This window comes from Sphingopyxis sp. 550B, assembly GCF_057401805.1.
The window spans coordinates 3543958-3559885 of sequence record NZ_CM171610.1 but is presented as its reverse complement, the minus strand read 5'-3'; the positions used below and the strand labels follow the sequence as shown (position 1 = coordinate 3559885).

Here is a 15928-nt window from a genome sequence, read left to right as displayed (position 1 = left end):
GAAGGCGGCCGATCAGTAGGCGGGCGGGTCGCTTGCCGGAAAGGATTCGTCGACCGCCTGATCGACCTTGTTCCAATCGCGGCGCGTTTTATCGCGCATGCCCTCGGGACCGGCGGAGCGGGTCTGGTCGAAATTCTCGGGGTCGGTCTCGTTATCGCAGAAGGCGGCCGAATGCTCGTCGCTCTTGACGGGTTCGGCCGCCTTGGGCCGCCGGGCGAACCAGAAAAGCGCTCCCACGGCGAGAGCGCCGATCATTTTGACAGATGTCCGTATCATGTGTCGTTCCTCTTCCACGGAGGCAACGGCGGATCGGACACAAGGTTGCGCCGATCCCCACGTCTCGTCGGATTATCGGGGCGACGCGTGTCTTGCACGGTCTCGCCGTGACGCGGCGCGGAGAACGGAACGTGGATTGCGGCAATCGAACCCCAGGGGAGGCATTCGACGACCGGCCGTCCGTCGATCCGCGTTTCGAACGCGGCGCCCTGCGGGTCGAGCGCCATGAGCCGCCCCTCGCGCCATTCGGGCTCGGCCTCCGCCCTGCTCAGATATCGGACCAGCGGCGGGTGGGTGCGATCGCCGGCCAGCAGGCGTCCCAGAAATTGCAGCATGCCGTCTCCCTTCGAGGCTGCGCCTCATTATCGCGGCAGCGCGGCTTCGGTCCGGCAGGCGCGCGCCGTGCTTGTCACCAGCGCCAGCGCCGCCATCACCGCATGGTCCAGCACGCGTTCGCGCCCCAGGTCGCCGAAATGGCATGTCTGTTGCGCCAGCCCGGTCCGGCTGCTCGCGCAGGCGAGATAGACGAGACCCACTTCCTCATCCTTCTGCTGCGGTCCGCAAAAGCCGGTCACCGCGATCGCGATGTCGGCGGCGCTGCGTTCGAGCGCGCCGGTCGCCAGTCCTTCGGCAACCTCGGCATTGACGGCTTCGCAGCGGGCGACGTCGGCGGGCGAAATCCCCAGCATCTCGGTCTTGGACTGCGCCGAATAGACGACGAAGCCGCGATCGAGATGCGGGCCCAGGCCGGGATCGCTCGCCAGCAGCGCGGCGAGCTGGCCGCCGGTACAGCTTTCCGCGGTCGCGATGCGGAGATCGCTGCCAGCGAGAGCCGCCGCCAGTTCCGTCTTGCGAACCTCCATTTCGGGATGTGGTGATGCGCCCATCGCGCGTCACGTCGCGGCGACAATATGGGTCGCGGCGCGAATATGGGTGGCGTCGGTATCGGTCCTGTCGGTCACATCGGCCTCCATCGTCGGCCCGCCCGCGAGAGCGAAACGACGGGGCAGGGCCATGGTTGCGCGCGCCGTTCCTTTTTGACGGGGCGAGATTGACGAAGAGCGGTTTCGCCGCGGCGGCGTCTTGTCACGCCATCGCCCGTCTTATAGAAAGCAGCAGATAAATAGATGCAATTTGCGATTGAAAGAAAAATTGTTGATGGATGTCGGCGTCGCCCGCACCTTTCTGGAAATCGTGAAAACCGGCAGCTTCGTCGGTGCGGCCGCCGATCTCGGCCTGACGCAAACAGCCGTCAGCGCGCGGATCCGGGGGCTGGAAGCGCAGCTTGGCCGGCCCTTGTTCGTCCGCAACAAGGCGGGCGCGCGCCTGACCCCGGCGGGCGAGCAGTTCCTGCGCTTCGCGACGACGATGGTTCAGGTGTGGGACCGCGCGCAGCAGGCGGTGGCGCTGCCGCCCGGACGGCATACGGTGGTGACGATCGGCGCGGAACTCAGCCTGTGGAGCCCGCTTCTGCGCCATTGGCTGATCTGGATGCGTCGCGAATGCCCCGACATCGCCGTCAGCACCTCGATCGATGCCTCCGACCGGCTGCTCGACCGCGTGCAGGACGGGTCGCTCGACATCGCCGTGCTCTATGCCGCGCCGCGCCTGCCCGGCGTCGTTGCCGAACTGCTGTTCGAGGAGAAACTGGTGCTCGTCCGCACCGCGCCGGTCGACCGCCCGCTCGCGGCCGACGATCATGTACGCATCGACTGGGGCCCCGACTTCGCCGCCGGTTATCAGGCCGCCTTTCCCGACCAGCCCAATGCGGTCGTGTCGATCGACTATGGGCCGCTCGCGCTCGATTATATCCTCGCGACGGGCGGCAGCGGTTATTTCCGCGAAGGTTTCATCCAGTCGCATATCGAGCAGGGGCGGCTCGCGCGGGTGCCCAACAGCCCCGAATTTTCCTATTCCGCCTATGCCGTCCATTCGGCGACCGCCGATGCGGGGGTGATCGAGCGCGCGCGGCGCGGCCTGCACGCGGCGGCGGCGGCATGAGCGACGAACGCGCCTCGCCCGTCTGCTACGGCGCCGAAGCCGACGACGTCTATATGGGCTATGCGTCGCGCGACGAGATACTGGCGGCACTCAACGAATTGCTCGAGGCCGAACGCGCCGGCGCACGCGTCGCGCTGGCGAGCGTCGGCGACGCCACCGGGCCCGAACATGCCGCGATGATGCGCGTCGTTCGCGCCGACGAAGCCCGCTGGTGCGCGATGCTCTCGCGCCAGATCCGGCGGCTCGGCGGCACGCCGTCGCGCCGGTGCGGTGCCTTTCACGGCAAGGCGATGGCGATCGCGGACCCTGTCGAGCGGCTCGCCTTCCTCAATCGCGGTCAGGCGTGGGTGGTGCGCAAGCTCGCCGACCTGACGCGGCGGGTGCGCGACGATGCGCTCCACGCCGACCTGCGCCGCATGGCCGACAGCCATGTGGTGAATATCGACAGCGCTGCGGCCTTTCTGGACCGGGTGCGCCCGCCGGAGCACGGGGAATAGGAAGCGCTTCATCGCGATGCGGCCACACGGAAGGATATGGGAATGACCGAGCGGGCAGAGGGCTTGCGGCCAGAGACGATCGCGGCCGCGCACGGCGTCGCAAGCGACGCGGCGTTCGGAGCGATCGCGCCGCCGCTCTATTTGTCGAGCACTTACGAGTTTGCGGGGTTCGAGCAGCCGCGCGCCTATGATTACGGCCGCGCTGCCAATCCGACCCGCGACCTGCTGGCGACCGCGCTGGCAAAGCTCGAAGGCGGCGCGGGCGCGATCCTGACGGCGAGCGGGATGGCGGCGCTCGACCTGATCGTGTCGCGGCTGCCCGCCGGCGCCGTCGTGATCGCTCCGCACGATTGCTATGGCGGGACGATGCGCCTCCTCAAGGCGCGCGAGCAGCTTGGGCAAGTGTCGCTGCGGCTCGTCGACCAGCGCGACGGGGATGCGGTGGCGGCGGCGCTGTCGGGCGCGCCCGCGCTGATGCTCATCGAAACCCCGAGCAACCCGTTGCTTCGCGTCGTCGACATCGCCGCGCTGGCGGCGCGGGCGAAGGCGGCGGGGGCGGCGGTCGCGGTCGACAACACCTTCCTGTCGCCGGCGCTCCAGCGGCCGCTCGCGCTCGGCGCCGATTATGTCATTCACTCGACCACCAAATATCTGAACGGCCATTCGGACGTGATCGGCGGCGCGATTGTCGCCGCCGACGCCGAACAGGCCGCCAGCCTGTCGCAATGGGCGAATATCGTCGGATGCGGCGGGTCGCCCTTCGACGCATGGCTGACGCTACGCGGCCTGCGCACGCTATTCCCGCGCATGCGCCAGCAACAGGCGAACGCGATGGCGATCGCCCGGATGCTGAGCGACCATCCGGCGGTCTCCGCGGTCCATTATCCGGGGCTGGAAACGCATCCCGACCATGCGCTCGCGGCGCGCCAGCAGCAGGGGTTCGGCGCGATGCTCAGCTTCGATCTGGCGGGCGGCGCTGCGGCGGCGAAGCGGCTGGTCGCGGCGCTGCGCGTCTTCACCTTCGCCGAATCGCTCGGCGGCGTCGAAAGCCTGATCGTCCATCCCGCGACGATGACGCACGCCGACATGGGCGACGATGCGCGGCGCGTGGCCGGGATCGGCGAAGGCCTGCTGCGCGTGTCGGTCGGTATCGAGGCCGAGCACGACCTGATCGAGGATATGAAAGCGGGGCTGGCGGCCTGCTGACACCGCTGCCATGGATTGACCCCCTTCGTCATTGCGAGCGGAGCGAAGCAATCCAGGGCGGTTTACGCGACTCTGGATTGCCGCGCGGCTTCGCCGCTCGCAATGACGGGGCCGTCTGATGTCATCATGGTCCAAGTCGGAATGTCAGTGAAAGCGGCGCACGCCGGTGCGGCTGTCGTTCTCGATCGCCAGGACGATGCCGACGCAGGTCATGATCGTCAGCATCGACGACCCGCCATAGGAAAAGAGCGGCAGCGGGATGCCGACGACCGGCGCGAGGCCCATCACCATCATCAGGTTGATCGCGATGTAGAAGAAGATCGTCATGGTCAGCCCGGTCGCGACCAGTTGTCCGAAGCGGGTGCGCGCATTCATCGCGACGCGCGTCGACCAGCGCAGCAGCAGGAAGAAACCGAACATCAGCGCCAGCCCGCCGATCAGCCCCCATTCCTCCGCCATCGTCGCGAAGATGAAGTCGGTATGGCCTTCGGGCAGATAGTCGAGATGGCTCTGCGACCCGTTGAGGAATCCCTTGCCGCTGATCCCGCCCGATCCGATCGCGATCTTCGACTGGCTGATGTGATAGCCGGCGCCCAGCGGATCGCTTTCGGGGTCGAGGAAGATCAGCACCCGTTTTTGCTGATAGTCGTGCAGCATGGAAAAGAGGATGGGCAGGGCGGCGGCGCCAGCGATCACGGCGCTGCCGAACCACCAGAGCGGCAGGCCGGCGACGAACATCACGATCGCGCCGCTCGCGCAGATGGCGAGCGCGGTGCCGAGGTCGGGCTGCAGCATCACCAGCGCGGCGGGGATGCCGATCATCACCAGCGCGGGCCACAGCGCGGTCCAGCTTCGCGTCTCGCCGGGCGGCAACTGGGTATAGAAGCGCGCGAGCGCGAGGACGATCGCGACCTTCATCAGCTCGGACGGCTGAAGGTTCATGAAACCCAGGTTGAGCCAGCGCTGGCTGCCGCCGCCGACGAAGCCGAGCAGTTCGACCGCGACCAGCAGCACCGCGACCCCCAGATAGCCGAGGTAGGAGAAATCCTCGAAGAAGCGGAGCGGAATGCGCCCGATGGCCAGCGCCATCGTCAGGAAGATGGCGAAGCGGGTGCCCTGCTGCAACGCCCAGGGCGATGCGTTGCCGCCCGCCGCCGAATAGAGGACGAGCAGCCCGAAACCGGTGATCGCGGACAGCAGGGCGATGAGCTTCCACGGAATGCGCTGGATCGCTGGCGGAACCGGGATCATCGCGGCGCTCCCGGTTCGGGGTCGCTCGATGCGCCCGCTTTCCACGCCGCATAGTCGCGGTTCATGCGCTCGGTGATCGTGCCGCCCCAGCCGGCCTCGAAGCCTTCGAGCGCCGCCATCGCCTTTTCGCGGTCGTAGAGGAAGGTGAAGATGTCCTTCGCCACCGGCGCCGCGGCGCGCGATCCGCCCATGCCGTGCTCGATCACCACCGACGCGGCATAGCGCGGATTGTCGACCGGGGCGAAGCAGACGAACAGCCCGTGGTCGCGATATTTCCACGTCCCGCCCTTGCCGTTGCCGCCTGAGGCGAGCCCCCGCACCTGCGCGGTGCCGGTCTTGCCAGCCATCGCGATGCCGTCGAGCGGCAGACGGCTGCGCACCGCGGTGCCGGGACCGTTGACGACGCGGTTCATGCCTTCGCGCGCGACCGCCAGATGCTCTTCGGCAAAGGGCAGCGGCTTGTTCTCGAACTGGCGGTTGATCAGGCGCGGATAGAGCGCGCGGCCCGACGCGATGCGCGCCGCCATCACCGCGAGCTGGAGCGGGTTGGCGAGTACATAGCCCTGGCCGATCACCGCGTTGAGCGAATCCGACGCGCTCCATTCACGGTGATATTTGCGCATCTTCCATTCGCTGTCGGGAACGGTGCCGTATCGCTGCGCGCTGCCCGCGAGCTGATATTCCTCGCCCAGCCCCAGCAGGCGCGCGGTCGGCGCGATCGCGTCGTAGCCGAGCCGGTGGCCGAGCCAGTAGAAATAGCTGTTGCAGCTCTTTTCGATCGCGGTCGGCATGTCGATCGTGCCGTGCCGGCCGAGGCAGCGGAAGAAGCGGCTGCCGAGCCGGTAGCCGCCGATGCACGTGTGCTTCTCGCCCGGGTCGACGCCATGCTCCATCGCCGCGATCGCGGCCATCGGCTTCAGCGTCGATCCCGGCGGATAGAGGCCGCGCGTCGCCTTGTTGATCAGCGGCTGGTGGTCGTCGGCGCGCAGCCAGGCATATTCCGAATTGCTGATCCCGTCCGAAAAGCTGTTCGGGTCGAAACTGGGCATCGACACGAAGGAGAGGATGTCGCCGTTCAGGCAGTCGATGACGATCGCCGCCCCCGATTCGCGCCCCATCCGCCGCGCGACATATTCCTGCAGGTCGGCGTCGATCGTCAGGTGGACCGTCTTGCCCTGCACGTCGGGCTGGGTGCTGAGGTCGCGGACGACCTTGCCGCGCGCCGTCACCTCGACGCGCCGCGCGCCGGGCTTGCCCTTCAGCACGTCCTCGAAATATTTCTCCAGCCCGTCCTTGCCGATCTTGAACCCTGGCGTGATGTAGAGCGGGTTCTTCGCCTTTTCATATTCCTCGGCATTCGGCGCGCCGACATAGCCGATCAGATGGCCGACCGCCGCGCCGGTCGGATAGTTGCGGGCAAAGCCGCGTGCGGGGGCGATGCCCGACAGGTCGGGCAGGCGGACGAGCACCGCGCTGTAGTCCTGCTCGGTGACGTCCTCCGCCACTGCGACCGGCTGAAAGCCCGACGCGGCCTTCAGGTCGCGCTCGATCCGGTCCATCGCGTCGCCGTCGAGGCGCAGCAAAGTGCGAAGCTGGCCGAGCACCAGATCCTTGTTGTGCAGCCGGTCGGGGATGATGTCGATGCGCAGGCTGACGCGGTTGTTGGCGAGCGCCTTGCCGTGGCGGTCGACGATCCAGCCACGGCGCGGCGGGACGAGCGTCAGGTTGACGCGATTGCTTTCCGATTCGAGGACATAGCGGTCGTTGTCGATGACCGAGATATAGGCCATGCGCGTCGCGAGCGCGGCGCCGACGGCCATCTGCCCGCCGCCGACCAGCAGCGTGCGCCGCGTGAAGGTCATTCCCCTCCAGGCTTCGGTGATCGGCATCGTCTGACGCGGATTTTTGCGGCGCATGGGGAGTTATCGGCGTTTCAGGCGGAAATTGTCAAACGCGCCGGTCAGGCGCAGGAACAGCGGCACGAGCAGCGCCGAGACGATGATCTGCGGCACGACGAGGCCCAGCAGGTGCCCCGCCGGCGCGTGCGGGTGCGCGATCAGCGCCGCCGCCGCCTGGACCGCGGCGGCGAGCAGCGCGGCGATGCCCCAGTCGTGAAAGAAGCCGCGCCAATAGATGCGTTGCGAGAAATAATGGATCGCGATGCTTGCGAGCGTCCACAGGCCGATCGCGGTACCGATCGGCGCGCCGCTGAACAGGTCGTCCCACAGGCCGAGCGGCAGGCCGATCCACACCGGCCACATCTCGGTGCGCAGCAATTGCCAGCACAGGAAGAAGAGCAGCCCCATCGGGGGAAGCACGGGCGAGCTGGCGACGAGCGGCAGCATCAGCGGCAGCGCCGAGGCGAGCATCACGCTCGCGATCGGCACGATCCGCATCCGCCAGAGCGACGCCGGCTCGCCAAGGCGCGGTCCGGCGCGGTTCATGGCGTTCCGGCGGGGGGCGCCGCGGGCGCCGCCCGCGCTTCCAGATTGTCGGGGGTATAGGGCCGCAACACTGCGACCGCATCGACCTTCGCCGGGTCGGCGAGCGGCCGCGCGAGCGCGCCGTCGTCCTGTCGGCGTACCACGATCGCGACCGGGATGTTGGGCGGATAGAGGCCGCCGGTGCCCGAGGTGACGAGGATGTCGCCCGGCTTGAACGGGTTGTTCGCGATGTTGAGCGTGCGGATGTCGAGATCGCCGTTGCCGCGCCCGTTGGCGAGCGCGGGCAGGCCGTCGCGCGCGCGGCGGACGGGCACGACATTGTCGACGTCGGTCAGCAGCAGCACCTGCGACACCGACGGTCCGGCGGTGAGCACGCGCCCGATCAGCCCGTCGGCGCCGCGCACCGGCTGCCCCGCCGCCACCCCGACGTTGCGGCCGATGCTGAGCAGCGCGAGGCGCCGGCTGCTGGTCGAGGTCGAGGTGAGCAGATAGCCGTGCGCGAGCGCCGCCTTGTCGGTCTGCTGCAACTGGAGCAACGCTTTGAGCTGGCGGTTCTCCTCTTCGAGCGAAGACGTCGCGACCAGCTTGCGCCGCGTCTCCGCCAGTTCCTTGCGCAGCCGCCGATTCTGCGATCCCGCGCCGACATAGGCGGAGACCGCGTCGTCGATGCCGGATATCGACCCCGTGACCGAGCGGGTGACGCGCGCGATGGGCGCGGCGACCTCATGGCTCGCCACGCGAAGCGTGGCGAAGCCGACGGGATCGACCACCGACAGGACCGCGAGCAACAGGCCCGCCACCGCCCCCGTCACCGCAATGACATAGGCCGCGAACAGGCCGTACTGGGCCTTTCGGGATTGCCCCGGACGTCGATGTGCCGGGCGGACCATGGGGGAACCTCTACCGTTCGATCAGGCTTGCTGCAGAACGCCGCGGAAGGCGGGGTCCTCCATCGCGCGGCCGGTGCCGATCGCGACGCAGGTCAGCGGATCCTCGGCGACCGTCACCGGCAGGCCGGTCGCGTCGCGCAGCAGTTCGTCGAGTTCGGCGATCAGCGCACCGCCGCCCGTCAGCACGATACCCTGGTCGACGATGTCGGCCGCGAGTTCGGGCGCGGTATTTTCCAGCGCGATGCGCACGCCCTCGACGATCGTGCCGATCGGTTCGGACAGCGCCTCGGCGATCTGCGCCTGGTTGATGGAGATTTCCTTGGGCACCCCGTTGACGAGGTCGCGGCCCTTGATGTGGATCGTCAGCCCGACGCCGTCCGACGGAATGCGCGCGATGCCGAAATCCTTCTTGATCCGCTCGGCGGTCGATTCGCCGATCAGCAGATTGTGGTGGCGGCGGACATAGGAGACGATCGCCTCGTCCATCTTGTCGCCCCCGGCGCGGACCGAGGTGGTGTAGGCGAGGCCACGCAGCGACAGCACCGCGACCTCGGTCGTGCCGCCGCCGATGTCGACCACCATCGACCCGATCGGTTCGGTGACGGGCATGTCGGCGCCGATGGCGGCCGCCATCGGTTCCTCGATCAGCCACACCTGGCTGGCCCCCGCGTTCGATGCGGCGTCGCGGATCGCGCGGCGCTCGACGCTCGTCGAGCCCGACGGCACGCAGATCACGATTTCGGGGCTGCGAAAGGCGTTGGGCTTGCCGCCGTGGACCTTGGTGATGAAATGCTTGATCATCTGCTCGGCGACGTCGATGTCGGCGATCACGCCGTCGCGCAGCGGGCGAATCGCCTCGATCGTGTCGGGTGTCTTGCCCATCATCAGCTTGGCGTCGTCGCCGACCGCCTTCACCCGCTTGATGCCGTTCAGCGTCTCGACCGCGACGACCGAGGGTTCGTTGAGAACGATGCCCTTTCCGCGCACATAGACGACGGTGTTCGCCGTGCCGAGGTCGATCGCCATGTCTTGGGAATTGAATTTCAGAAACCGGGAAAAGAAGGACATCTATACTGTTCCTGCCATCGAAGCCGCTCCCCCGGACGGGGGCGCCCCTGTCGCCATTCTCGCCGCTTGTCCGCCCGCAGCCAAGACCATATCAGAGGGAGATTCCGGCTCGACCAAAGGAGGGCTGGCTGGATGGAGCGATAGGACTGTGCGGATGGGTCGCGATTTGCGTCCGACTGCGCTAGGAGAGCGGTCATGTCAATACGCCGCCTGCCGGAAAAGCTCGTAAATCGGATCGCGGCCGGTGAAGTGGTCGAAAGACCGGCTGCGGCGCTGAAAGAACTGGTTGAAAACGCCATCGACTCGGGCGCGACCCGCATTTCGGTGCGAATCGCCGAGGGCGGGATCGCGCGGCTGGAGGTCGAGGACGACGGCTGCGGAATGACCCCGGCGGAGATGGCGCTGGCGCTCGAACGCCACGCGACGTCGAAGCTGCCGGGCGACGCGATCGAGGATGTCACGACGCTCGGCTTTCGCGGCGAGGCGCTGCCTTCGATCGCCAGCGTCGCCCGCATGACGCTCGAAAGCCGCGTTGCGGGCGGCGACGGCTGGCGGCGGGTGGTCGACAATGGCGCGCTGGCGGGCGAGGGGCCCGCGGCGCTGGCGACGGGCACGCGCGTCGTGGTCGAAGACCTGTTCGCCCGCGTCCCGGCGCGGCGCAAGTTCCTGCGCAGCGCGCGCAGCGAATATGCGAGCTGCCTCGACGGGGTGAAAAGGCTCGCGATGGCGCGGCCCGACATCGGCTTCACGGTCGAGCACGATGGGCGGCGGGTACTCGACGTGCAGGGCGGGCAGGACCGGCTTGCGCGCGTCGCGGCACTGACCAGCCGCGAGCTGGCGGACAACAGCATCGGCGTCGATCTCGATCGCGGCGAGGTGCATCTGGGCGGCGTCATCAGCCTGCCGACCTACAATCGCGGCATCGCCGATCATCAATATCTGTTCGTCAACGGCCGGCCGGTGAAGGACCGGCTGCTCGTCGGGGCGCTGCGCGGCGCCTATGCCGACCTGCTCGCGCGCGACCGCCATCCGGTCGTTGCCTTGTTCCTCGACCTGCCGACGGGCGAGGTCGACGTCAACGTCCACCCCGCCAAGACCGAGGTGCGTTTCCGCGACCCGCAACTGGTGCGCGGGATGATCGTCGGCGGCCTGCGGCGCGCGCTCGACGAGCATGGCTTCCGCAGCGTCCAGCGCCCGGCCGAGGCGGCGCTCGCCGCGTGGCGGCAGGAACCGGTCGCATCTGGACCCGAATCGGCGACGGGTTTCCTGTTCGGCCATCGCACCGAGCCCGCCGTGCATCTGTTCGGCGCCGATGTCCCGCCGCCGGCCGAGGATGTCGCGCGCGTCTATGACCGGGTGACGCCCTTCGCGGGCCCCGCTGCACCCATCGCGGGCCGCGCCGAGGTCGCCGAGGCGCCGCCGCCCGCGGCCGGGGCGCACCCGCTCGGAATCGCGCGCGGGCAGATCGCGAAAACCTATATCGTCGCAGAGGCCGAGGATGGGCTGGTCATCGTCGATCAGCATGCCGCACACGAGCGGCTGGTGCTCGAGACGCTGCGCCGCGGTATGGCGGGACAGGGCGTCGCGTCGCAGGGCCTGCTGCTGCCCGAAGTGGTCGAACTCGACGAACCCGCCTGCGACCGGCTCGAAGCGGCGTCGCCGCAGCTTGCGGCGCTGGGGGTCGAACTCGAACGCTTCGGTCCCGCGGCGGTGATGGTGCGCGCGACCCCCGCGATGCTGGGGACGATCGACTGCCGCAAGCTCGTCACCGATATTGCCGACGATCTCGCGGGCTATGACGCCGCGCTCGGCCTTTCGGAAAAGCTGGAGCTGGTCGCGGCGACGATGGCCTGCCACGGCTCGGTCCGCGCCGGCCGGACGCTGGCGGTCGCGGAGATGAACGCGCTGCTCCGGCAGATGGAGGTGACGCCGCATTCGGGCCAGTGCAATCACGGTCGTCCGACCTGGGTGAAACTGGCGATGGACGACGTCGAAAAACTGTTCGGCCGGAAATAGGGGCGGGACGATAGCGCCGCCGAATGAAAGGGGCGGAAAGCCGCCGGCTTCCCGCCCCTCGACGATCTGTGACCGTCACCCTCGGGTCGCAGAGGGTTGAGGGCTCCATCGCTGCATTTGTTGTGGGTGTCATACCCCAAATGGGTGATCTGACATGTTTTTTCAGGACGTGCCGCCGACGATCGCGTCGCTTCGCCGACGCGTTCCCGGTCGATTTCGACGGTCACGCAAATAGAGCGGGGTTTACGCTTGTCCGTTGCCTGCCGCGTCCCGGACGCGGATCAGACCTGCGGAGCGCATCGTCATCACCGGCTCGTCATGCTGGTTGAGCACCGTGAGCTTCGAGGACAGGATCCCCATGTCGGGCCGCTTCGCGGAGCGGCGCTTTTCGACCACCTCCATCTCGCAGCGCAGCGTGTCGCCGGGATAGACGGGCTTCAACCAGCGCAGTTCGTCGATGCCGGGAGAGCCGAGCCCGGCCTGTTCATGTGCCTTCATGTGATCGACCATCATCCGCATCGCCATCGCGCCGGTGTGCCAGCCGCTCGCCGACAGACGGCCGAAATAGGTCTGCGCCGCCGCCTCGTCGTCGAGGTGAAAAGGCTGTGGGTCGTATCGGCTCGCGAAATCGACGACTTCCTCGCGCGTCACCAGCTTGCTGCCGAAGCGCTGGATTTTCCCGACCTCTATATCCTCGTAATAAAGCATGGCGCGCCTATGCGCGGAAAGGCGCGGGCGAGGCAAGGGGCTTGTCGTCGCCGACCGGCCGGGCTGATTGCGCCTTGATTTGCACCGCGCGCATGGTGCATCCGGTTGCAACGGCAACGAAGGGGAATTTCCGATCATGAGAAGGACTTGGATCGCCATGGCCCTGGCGGTGACAGGGGCGGGGGCGGCGCTCGTCGCGGTGCCTGCGGCAGGACAGAAGGCGGACGACGCCGACACCAACGCGATCATCGACCAGGGCTTCAACCACAGCCAGGTGATGCGCATCGCGCAGGAGATGACCGACGGGCTGGGTCCGCGCCTCACCAATTCGCCCGCGATGCGCCGCGCCGAGCAATGGGCGATCGACCGTTTCGCCGGCTGGGGTCTCGCCAATGTCCGCCGCGAGGGGTTCGAGTTCGGCCGCGGCTGGGAAATCCTGTCGGTCGACGTGCGCATGACGGCGCCGCGGCCGCTCGCGCTGACGGCGATTCCGATCGCCTGGACCCCGTCGACCGGCGGCGCGATCACCGCGCCGATCGTCGTCGCGCCGATGAGCAAGGAAGAGCATTTCGCCGAATGGAAGGGCAAGCTGGCCGGCAAGATCGTGCTCGTCACGCTCCCCGGCACCGGCGACGAGCCCGAAAAAGCCCCCTTCCGGCGCCTTGGCGGTGAGGATTTCGAGAAGCTCGACGCCTTTCGCCAGCCGAAATATGATCCCGACGCGATCAACAAGCGCCTCGAACGCGTCAGCTTTGCCGAAAAGCTCGACGCTTTCCTCAAGGCCGAAGGGGCGGTCGCCTGGGTTCGGCAGTCGTACCGCGACGGCAAGCTGGTGCATGGCGAGGGCTATAACTACCGCGTCGGCCACACGCTGTCGCTGCCCGGTGTCGAACTGGCGGCGGAGGATTATCGCCGCCTCGCGCGCCTCGCCAAGTCGGGCCCGGCGCCGCAGCTTTCGATCGACAGCAACATCCGCTTCGATGACAGCGACACGAAGGCGTACAACATCATCGCCGACATCCCGGGCAGCGACCCGAAGGCCGGTTATGTGATGGCGGGCGCGCATTTCGACAGTTGGGTCGCGGGCGACGGCGCGACCGACAATGCCGCGGGCAGCGCGGTGGTGATGGAGGCGGCGCGCATCCTCAAGACGTTGGGCGTCCGGCCGAAGCGGACGATCCGCTTCGTGCTGTGGACGGGCGAGGAGCAGGGGCTGCTCGGCAGCCTCGCCTATGTCGACAAGCATCTGGCGACGCGTCCCGGCCCGACCGAGGGCGAGGACGGCAATGCGCTCTATTACGGGTGGCCGAACCGCTATCCGGTGACGCCGCGGCCCGGCTACGGCGACCTCAAGGCCTATTTCAACATGGACAATGGCTCGGGCAAGCTGCGCGGCCTCTATGCCGAGGGCAATGTCGCCGCGGTTCCGCTGCTCCAGGCGTGGCTCGCGCCCTTCGCCAGCATGGGCGCCGGAAAGGTCGTCGCGGCGCCCACCGGCGGCACCGACCATGTCTATATGCAATCGGTCGGCGTGCCGGGCTTCCAGTTCATCCAGGACCCGCTCGATTACGGCTCGCGCACGCACCACAGCAGCGCCGATACCTTCGATCATCTGAAGGCTGACGACCTGCGCCAGGCGTCGGTGGTGATGGCGGGGATGCTGCTGGCATCGGCGAACAGCGACAAGGTGCTGCCGCGCTTCCCGGTCCCGTCGCAGCCGGCCCCCTATGACCCGTTCCAGTACAAGGACCCGGATCAATAGGATCGCAGCAGCCTCTTTCCCGTTCGTGTCTCGACTTCGCTCGACACGAACGGAAAAGGGAAGCGGATTTGGCCTTTAGAGCATCCGTGCCTTAAATATGCACCGTTTGCCCTGAGCTTGTCGAAGGGCCGTTCTTTCTGCCAGGCGCCGCAAGAAGAAGTAGAACGATGCTTCGACAAGCTCAGCCCGAACGGCTGTGAGGGTGTGTCAGATTTCAGGCACGTCGCTCTAAGCCGACATGGTGATCCCGGCCCGACCGTTCTCGACCACGCCGGTCGCGCGTTTCGACAGCGTGTTCACCGGCGTCGTCACCTTGTCGACGACCATGAAATGCGTCTGCCACGCCTCGCGGCCGACCTCGCAGACCAGATAGCCGCGCTGGTCGTTGGCGAATTTCAGTTCGGGGTTGCGTGCCAGCCATTCGTCGGTCCCGGCGCGCTTGTCGCTGCCGTCGCCGCCGCTGGAGATCGAGGTGCCGACGAACTCGGCGGCGACCAGCTTGTCCTTCAGCACCAGGTCGCCGCAGAAATTCTGGTGCTCGTCGCCCGTCAGCACGACGCAGTTCTTCAATCCCGCAAAGCGCGACAGGATGCGCTCGCGCGGCGCTTCATAGCCCGCCCAGCTGTCGATGTTGATGATCTTCTCGGGCTCGTCGGGCCGGCGGCGGCGGTCGAGCGACATCATCGTCACCTGCTGCGCGATCGTGTTCCACGTCGCGCCGCCCCTGGCGAGGTTGCGCGCGAGCCATTCCTCCTGCGCCTTGCCGAGCACCTGCGCATCCTTCGCATAGACGTCGGGACAGGCAGGCTTGAAGCCGTCGCCGCACGGCTGGTTGTCGCGATACTGGCGCGTATCGAGCACCTGCATCGCCATCAGGTCGCCATAGCGCAGCTCACGATGCGCCGCGACCATGCCGCCACGCGGCAGCAGAGCCCGGCGCACCGGCATATGCTCGTACCACGCCTGCATCGCCGCCTGCTTGCGCAGCATGAACACCTCGGGCGGCGGCGCGTCGGGGTCGTTGCCGTCGAGCCCCAGCTTCCAGTCGTCGAAGGTCGATACCCAGTCGTTGCGGATCTCGTGGTCGTCGAAGCTCGAGATGAAGCCATGCGCCGATCGCGCCGCCTGCATGTCGATGTCGAGCAAGGTCTGCGTATAGGCGATACGGAAATCGCCCAGATCCTGCAGTCCGCGCAGCGCATATCGGCGCACCGGGCGGATCGGCAGGCCGCTGTCGTAGAGATAGTCCTGCTGATATTCGTAGATGAAGTCGCCATAATGATAGACGAAGGCCAGGTCCTCGCGCGCGAGGTGGCGATAGGCGCCGTAGAAGCCCGATTCATAATGCTGGCAGCCGCAGACCCCGAATTTCAGCGCGTCGGCGCGCGCGCCGGGGGCGGGAAGGGTGCGGGCGCGCCCGCGCAGGCTGCGCTCGCCACCCGCGACGAAGCGGTAATAATAGGGGCGGTCCGGCTGCAGGCCCGCGATCTCGACATGGACGCTGTGACCCAGCTCGGGGCGCGCCAGTTCGGTACCCTTCGCGACGACGTCGCGAAAGCCGCCGTCGCTCGCCACCTCCCATTCGACCGGCACCGGGACGAGCGGCATGCCGCCGTGCGGCGCCATCGGCTCGGGCGCGAGGCGGGTCCAGATGACGAAGCCGTCGCTCGCCGGATCGCCCGCCGCGACGCCGAGGCTGAACGGAAAATCGCGGAAGAAGCCGGCCTCGGCGCGTAGGATTGCGGGGGCCGACAGCCCGGCAAGCGTGGCGGTGGCAAGGAAATGGCGGCGGTTCAGCATGGCAGGCTC

Annotated in this window: 16 protein-coding genes; 5 read left to right on the top strand and 11 right to left on the bottom strand. The window is 67.7% G+C overall.

All coding sequences use genetic code 11. The features are described 5' to 3' along the window. Positions 1 to 12: 12 nt before the first annotated feature. From AC2S9W_RS16535 to AC2S9W_RS16520, 4 genes are read right to left on the bottom strand one after another with little or no spacing between them, the layout of a single operon-like run. Positions 13 to 276, bottom strand: a complete 264-nt coding sequence (locus AC2S9W_RS16535) for a hypothetical protein (RefSeq protein WP_212596830.1) — start codon at positions 274 to 276, stop codon at positions 13 to 15. Next, complete coding sequence (locus AC2S9W_RS16530) at positions 273 to 611, bottom strand: hypothetical protein (protein ID WP_486571287.1); 339 nt, start codon at positions 609 to 611, stop codon at positions 273 to 275. The genes AC2S9W_RS16535 and AC2S9W_RS16530 overlap by 4 nt, the downstream gene beginning before the upstream one ends. Before the next feature lie 27 nt (positions 612 to 638). After that, positions 639 to 1139 (bottom strand): CinA family protein, encoded by a 501-nt coding sequence (locus AC2S9W_RS16525; RefSeq protein WP_486571286.1) that lies wholly within the window; start codon positions 1137 to 1139, stop codon positions 639 to 641. A 30-nt stretch (positions 1140 to 1169) separates the two neighbouring features. Beyond that, positions 1170 to 1292: a hypothetical protein gene (locus AC2S9W_RS16520; RefSeq protein WP_486571285.1), complete on the bottom strand. Its 123-nt coding sequence runs from the start codon at positions 1290 to 1292 to the stop codon at positions 1170 to 1172. A gap of 142 nt (positions 1293 to 1434) precedes the next feature. On the opposite strand from AC2S9W_RS16520, the gene AC2S9W_RS16515 reads away from it, so the two are divergent. From AC2S9W_RS16515 to metB, 3 genes are read left to right on the top strand one after another with little or no spacing between them, the layout of a single operon-like run. Next, positions 1435 to 2277, top strand: coding sequence for a LysR family transcriptional regulator (locus AC2S9W_RS16515; protein ID WP_486571284.1), 843 nt, complete (start codon positions 1435 to 1437; stop codon positions 2275 to 2277). Continuing rightward, positions 2274 to 2774, top strand: coding sequence for a DUF6306 domain-containing protein (locus AC2S9W_RS16510; protein WP_076074853.1), 501 nt, complete (start codon positions 2274 to 2276; stop codon positions 2772 to 2774). Before AC2S9W_RS16515 ends, AC2S9W_RS16510 begins: the two co-directional genes overlap by 4 nt. A 42-nt stretch (positions 2775 to 2816) precedes the next feature. Beyond that, complete coding sequence (gene metB / locus AC2S9W_RS16505) at positions 2817 to 3980, top strand: cystathionine gamma-synthase (RefSeq protein WP_486571283.1); 1164 nt, start codon at positions 2817 to 2819, stop codon at positions 3978 to 3980. Positions 3981 to 4124: 144 nt separating this feature from the next. On the opposite strand, the gene rodA is transcribed toward metB, so the two are convergent. From rodA to AC2S9W_RS16480, 5 genes are read right to left on the bottom strand one after another with little or no spacing between them, the layout of a single operon-like run. Further along, positions 4125 to 5231, bottom strand: coding sequence for a rod shape-determining protein RodA (rodA, locus tag AC2S9W_RS16500; protein ID WP_067111865.1), 1107 nt, complete (start codon positions 5229 to 5231; stop codon positions 4125 to 4127). Beyond that, complete coding sequence (gene mrdA, locus AC2S9W_RS16495; protein ID WP_486571282.1) at positions 5228 to 7147, bottom strand: penicillin-binding protein 2; 1920 nt, start codon at positions 7145 to 7147, stop codon at positions 5228 to 5230. The genes rodA and mrdA overlap by 4 nt, the downstream gene beginning before the upstream one ends. A 6-nt stretch (positions 7148 to 7153) precedes the next feature. Next, the gene (locus AC2S9W_RS16490) at positions 7154 to 7675 is read right to left on the bottom strand and encodes a rod shape-determining protein MreD (RefSeq protein WP_067111828.1); all 522 of its coding nucleotides are present in this window, start codon (positions 7673 to 7675) and stop codon (positions 7154 to 7156) included. Beyond that, positions 7672 to 8565 carry a rod shape-determining protein MreC gene (mreC, locus tag AC2S9W_RS16485; protein ID WP_076074863.1) on the bottom strand — a complete coding sequence of 298 codons (894 nt, stop codon included), beginning with the start codon at positions 8563 to 8565 and terminating at the stop codon, positions 7672 to 7674. The genes AC2S9W_RS16490 and mreC overlap by 4 nt, the downstream gene beginning before the upstream one ends. Positions 8566 to 8586: 21 nt before the next feature. Further along, positions 8587 to 9633: a rod shape-determining protein gene (locus AC2S9W_RS16480; protein ID WP_067182815.1), complete on the bottom strand. Its 1047-nt coding sequence runs from the start codon at positions 9631 to 9633 to the stop codon at positions 8587 to 8589. A 195-nt stretch (positions 9634 to 9828) separates the two neighbouring features. Here AC2S9W_RS16480 and mutL point away from each other — a divergent pair, with 195 nt between their 5' ends. After that, a complete protein-coding gene (mutL, locus tag AC2S9W_RS16475; RefSeq protein ID WP_486571281.1) occupies positions 9829 to 11649 on the top strand; it encodes a DNA mismatch repair endonuclease MutL in 1821 nt (606 codons plus the stop codon). Between the two features lie 243 nt (positions 11650 to 11892). Here mutL and AC2S9W_RS16470 read toward each other — a convergent pair whose 3' ends face one another. Next, positions 11893 to 12357, bottom strand: coding sequence for a MaoC family dehydratase (locus AC2S9W_RS16470; RefSeq protein ID WP_067111840.1), 465 nt, complete (start codon positions 12355 to 12357; stop codon positions 11893 to 11895). Between the two features lie 157 nt (positions 12358 to 12514). On the opposite strand from AC2S9W_RS16470, the gene AC2S9W_RS16465 reads away from it, so the two are divergent. Then, on the top strand, positions 12515 to 14119 hold the full coding sequence (locus AC2S9W_RS16465) for a M20/M25/M40 family metallo-hydrolase (protein WP_156483099.1): 1605 nt from the start codon (positions 12515 to 12517) through the stop codon (positions 14117 to 14119). A gap of 228 nt (positions 14120 to 14347) precedes the next feature. Here AC2S9W_RS16465 and AC2S9W_RS16460 read toward each other — a convergent pair whose 3' ends face one another. Next, positions 14348 to 15919 carry an alkaline phosphatase D family protein gene (locus AC2S9W_RS16460; RefSeq protein WP_486571280.1) on the bottom strand — a complete coding sequence of 524 codons (1572 nt, stop codon included), beginning with the start codon at positions 15917 to 15919 and terminating at the stop codon, positions 14348 to 14350. Positions 15920 to 15928: the final 9 nt, after the last annotated feature.